Consider the following 1,006-nt stretch of genomic DNA (forward strand, 5'->3'; position numbering starts at 1 on the left):
CCGTTTCGTACCGTCGCAAGTCGAAACGTAGCCGGGGTACGGCGTGTTCTGCATATCAGACCAGGTCAGCGACCCACGGAAGCGACAGGGGAGCCGGTTTTGTGGTGCTGCCCAAACGTTGGAAAGTGGAGCGCACTCTAGGGTGGCTGATGCGCACCCGCCGCCTGGTCCGCGACGTGGAACGCCGCCCGAGCAGTGCCGAAGCGATGATCTACTGGTCGATGACGCTGCTCATGACCCGGCGGCTGGCACGCTGACGTTGTTCGCGGGGGTGAACCGGCCCGGTTCGGGCTCGGACAACCATCCGCGGGCCACCAGGCGCTTCGCCTTCGACCGCAGTGCCTCGACCTTCGCCGGTACCGCTTCCATCCCGAACGCCTCAGCCATCTCCTGGCACGTTGCGGGACCCTGCTCGAGGCGGGTGCGGTCCGCAAGCATGTGCACCATACACCCGTAATCCGCCGACAGCACCGACGACGTCAGCCCCTGGCTCCACACCGGCACCTGTGACCTCGGCTTCCTTGCCGCCGTCACGGCGTCTTGCTGAACGCTCGGGGAGCCGGCGACGGATTCGGTCTGCTCGGAAACGGTCTCCTCACCGGACAACACCTCACCCACCCGTGACCGGGCGATGACCCATTCCTTCCATTCCTGCTCGGCTACGGCCAGTTCAGCGTGAATCCGGTCGGCTTCCTCCCGCAGCTCGTCCACCCGACGGCGAGCACCCAACTCACGCTGTTCCAGCAGCCCTACAACCGACGGCATCCAGAGCCTCCCTAGAACGACGACCCGGCAGGCCATAACTTCCACGGAATCCACGACCCATGCCCCACCAGCGAAAACCCAGTGCTCACATCCGGAAAGACAACAGCTTCTGAGGGCCGACAGCTGGCGGCTGTCGGCCCTCAGGGATGAATCGTTCCGGGTTTGACCGAGGCTCGATCTCTTGGAAGGATCGGGATCGTTATGTCGAAGCCATACCCGAAGGAAGTCCGTGAACGGGCCG

General features: G+C 64.5%; 1 protein-coding gene and 1 pseudogene. One reads left to right on the forward strand and one right to left on the reverse strand.

Features of this window, described 5'->3' with window-relative positions; all coding sequences use genetic code 11:
• Positions 1–80 precede the first annotated feature (80 nt).
• Positions 81–257, forward strand: a pseudogene (locus tag ACWD6R_RS40700) (transposase); the annotation flags it as partial.
• Here ACWD6R_RS40700 and ACWD6R_RS40705 read toward each other — a convergent pair.
• A complete protein-coding gene (locus ACWD6R_RS40705; RefSeq protein WP_451823364.1) occupies positions 232–765 on the reverse strand; it encodes a hypothetical protein in 534 nt (177 codons plus the stop codon). The pseudogene ACWD6R_RS40700 and the gene ACWD6R_RS40705 sit on opposite strands and share 26 nt — an antisense overlap.
• Positions 766–1,006: the final 241 nt, after the last annotated feature.

The sequence above is a fragment of the Streptomyces sp. NPDC005151 genome (genome assembly GCF_053599875.1).

What these genes read in the sequence shown, in the direction of transcription:
- ACWD6R_RS40705 (WP_451823364.1), bottom strand. Translation starts at nt 765, where the DNA reads ATGCCGTCGGTTGTAGGGCTGCTGGAACAGCGTGAGTTGGGTGCTCGC.